Origin of the sequence: Treponema socranskii subsp. socranskii VPI DR56BR1116 = ATCC 35536, assembly GCF_000468115.1 — a bacterium.
Taxonomy (GTDB): domain Bacteria; phylum Spirochaetota; class Spirochaetia; order Treponematales; family Treponemataceae; genus Treponema_D; species Treponema_D socranskii.
The window spans coordinates 1-3,312 of the sequence record NZ_AVQI01000081.1; the positions used below are offsets into that span (position 1 = coordinate 1).

At 52.2% G+C, this 3,312-nt stretch carries 3 protein-coding genes; 2 read left to right on the forward strand and 1 reads right to left on the reverse strand.

Translation table 11 applies throughout. The features are described 5' to 3' along the window. The first annotated feature begins 211 nt into the window (after positions 1-211). Positions 212-844, forward strand: a complete 633-nt coding sequence (locus tag HMPREF0860_RS11655) for an adenylate kinase (RefSeq protein WP_021331085.1) — start codon at positions 212-214, stop codon at positions 842-844. A 151-nt stretch (positions 845-995) separates the two neighbouring features. Further along, positions 996-2,138: a glycerate kinase family protein gene (locus HMPREF0860_RS11660; RefSeq protein ID WP_021331077.1), complete on the forward strand. Its 1,143-nt coding sequence runs from the start codon at positions 996-998 to the stop codon at positions 2,136-2,138. A gap of 132 nt (positions 2,139-2,270) precedes the next feature. Here HMPREF0860_RS11660 and HMPREF0860_RS11665 read toward each other — a convergent pair whose 3' ends face one another. Further along, positions 2,271-3,224: an L-lactate dehydrogenase gene (locus tag HMPREF0860_RS11665; protein ID WP_021331078.1), complete on the reverse strand. Its 954-nt coding sequence runs from the start codon at positions 3,222-3,224 to the stop codon at positions 2,271-2,273. Positions 3,225-3,312: the final 88 nt, after the last annotated feature.

Genomic DNA, 3,312 nt, shown 5'->3' on the forward strand with positions numbered 1-3,312 from the left:
AAAATCTATTTTTATAGATAAAGATTTCGAAAGCCGGATCGGATTATCGGATATGCCGATAAAATTGAAGCGAGCAGGAATCCTCGGGAACGTGCGAGAAAAAGCGAGACTGCCGCAGCCGGTGCGGGATACGCCCATGCCCTAGACGTATTTTACACGAGGGGTTAAAATACATCGATATCGAAACGTATAAACAAATACAGAGGTAATTATGAATTTCATCTTTTTAGGGCCTCCGGGAGCGGGCAAAGGCTCTCTCGCCGTCAAAGTCGCACAGGAGTACAAAATCCCCCACATTTCAACGGGCGATATTTTCCGCGCGGCGATAAAAAATCAAACGGAACTCGGGAAAAAAGTCAAAAGCATCATCGACTCGGGCGGCTTGGTGAGCGACGACATCACGTGCGCGCTCGTAAAAGAACGGCTCGAAGCGGACGATACGAAAGGCGGTTTTATCCTCGACGGATTTCCGCGCACCCTTGCACAAGCCGAAGCGTTTACGAAAATCTGCGACGACGTAACGGTCGTCAATTTCGTTATCAAAGATGAAGAAGTCATCAAGCGCCTTTCGACGCGGCGCGTCTGCAAAAAATGCGGAACGAACTTCAACGTGCTCACGCTGCCGCCGAAAAAAGAAGGCGTCTGCGACAACTGCGGCGCTGAACTCTATCAGCGGGACGACGACAAGCAGGAATCGATTTTGCACCGCATGGACGTATACCGCGAGCAGACCGAACCGCTTATCGATTTTTACCGCACGAGAGGAAAGCTTACCGACATAGACGGTGCGATTCAAACGGCACAATTATTAAACGAGTTCGAAAAAGCGTTTCCGAAAAAATGATGTCCGCCGTGGCGTACGGCATCGTATGCGGCGATGCCCATAGGGCACTGTATGCAAAAGCGCGCGAAGGGTATCGCATGCGGCTGTATGCGCAGCAGTGCGCGTTGCAAATTTTACGTAAAAAACGGACAGCGCCTAAGGAGGCGATGCAATGAAAAAAATCGTACTAATCCCCGATTCATTTAAAGGCACGATGAGTTCCGCAGAGATATGCGGCATCATGGAAAAAGCGATAAAAAAATTTTATCCCGAAACTGACGTCATAAGCATTCCCGTTGCAGACGGAGGAGAAGGCAGCGTCGACGCTTTTTTGACCGCAGTCGGCGGAAAAAAAATCACCGTATCCGCCGACGATCCCTACTTTAACAAAATGGACGCGTTTTACGGAAAGCTTTCCGACGGAAAAACGGGCGTCATCGAAATGGCTTCCTGCGCGGGGCTTCCCCTCGTCGAAGACAGGCGCGATCCCGAAAAAACGACGACGCTCGGAGTAGGCGCTCTCATACTTCGCGCAATCGAAGACGGCTGTACGAAACTCATCATGGGACTCGGAGGAAGCGCGACGAACGACGGCGGCTGCGGAGCGGCTGCGGCATGCGGCGTAAAGTTTATCGATAAAACGGGAAAAGAATTCATCCCGACGGGCGGCACGCTCTGCGACATCGAACGTATCGACTCGTCCGGTTTGCATCCCTCGCTCAAGGGCATCGAAATCGTTACGATGTGCGACATCGACAATCCGCTCTACGGAGAAACGGGAGCCGCATACGTTTTCGGTCCGCAAAAGGGCGCCGACGAAAAAGCGGTTAAACGCCTCGATGCGGGCCTCCGCCGCCTCGCCCAAATCGTCGAACGCGATCTGCACAAAGACGCTTCTCTTATGCCCGGCGCGGGAGCTGCAGGCGGCATGGGCTACGGCATGAACGTCTTTTTCGGTTCAAAGTTGCAGATGGGCATCGAAACGGTGCTCGATACGGTGAGATTCGACAAACTCGTCAAAAACGTGGACTGCGTTTTTTCGGGCGAAGGAAAAATCGACACGCAGAGCCTGCGCGGAAAAGTCGTCATCGGCATCGCGCGCCGCACAAAAAAAGCGGGAGTACCGCTCATCGCAGTCGTCGGCGATATCGGAGACGACATCGAAGCGGCGTACGACACGGGCGTATCGGCAGTCTTCAGCATAAACCGCGTCGCAGTCGACTACGCCCGCGCAAAACTTCGCGCAAAAAGCGATCTTGCGCTCACGGTCGAAAACATCATGCGCTTTATCGAATGCGTAAAAGCGCGAATGTAACAACCGGCCATACACCGAATCTTTTTTCGGAGCGGTCGGTCGGAAGAGCCGGCTGCTCCGGATTCCCAAAACATCGCCGTTTTTTAGTATCGAGTGCCTCTAAAAACTCGGCTGGATTTTAGAGATTCTCTATTACAAACACGCCGATTCGTCGATGACTTTTTTGAGCGTCTCCGCCGAATGTAAAAGCGCTTCCCTTTCTTTTTCGTCGAGTTCGAGCGGCACCTGAGTTTCGACACCGTCCTTCCCGACGACAGCGGGCATGCTCAGTGCAACCCCTTCGATTCCGAAAGTGCCGTGCTGTATCGTCGATACCGGCAAAATCGATTTTTCGTCGCGGCTGATCGCCTGACAAATGCGCCTGACCGCCATCGCTACCCCGTAATACGTCGCTTTCTTTTTTTCGATGATTTCGTACGCGCTGTTTTTAACTTCTTCGGCAATTCTGCGCATGGAATCTTCGTGTTCGTGAAAACCGCGCATATCGCAAAAGCGGTTGAGCTTGATACCCGAAACGTTCGCACAGCTCCACGCGGCGATTTCGCTGTCCCCGTGTTCGCCGATGATAAAGGCGTGGACGCTTCTGCTGTCGACGCTCAAGTGTTCGCCCAAAAGATATTTCAGCCGCGCCGTATCGAGAACGGTACCCGAACCGAACACGCGGTTTTCCGGCAACCCCGAAAGCTTTACCGCCGTATACGTTAAAATGTCGACGGGATTTGCGACGATGAGCAGTACGCCCTGAAAATCCCGCTTCGCGATTTCCGGAATAATCGATTTGAAAATTGCAACGTTCTTTTTTACGAGATCGAGCCGCGTCTCTCCCGGCTTTTGCCCCGCGCCCGCCGTCACGACGACGATTGACGCATCTCGTATGTCGTCGTATGAGCCCGCATATATTTTCATCGGACCGGCGAAGGGGAGCCCGTGGCTTATATCGAGCGCTTCGCCTTCGGCTTTATTTTGATCCGCATCGATTAAAACCATTTCCGAATACAGACCGCTTTCCATCAATGCGAATGCCGACGATGCGCCGACAAATCCGCATCCTATAACACCTATTTTTCTCGCGTTGACGACACTCATAGTTACTGCTCCTTACAGCTTCGATTTCATTATAATAAATATAGTGAAAAAATCGCCGTCCGTGTACTGAAAGCGTTACCGGGACAAG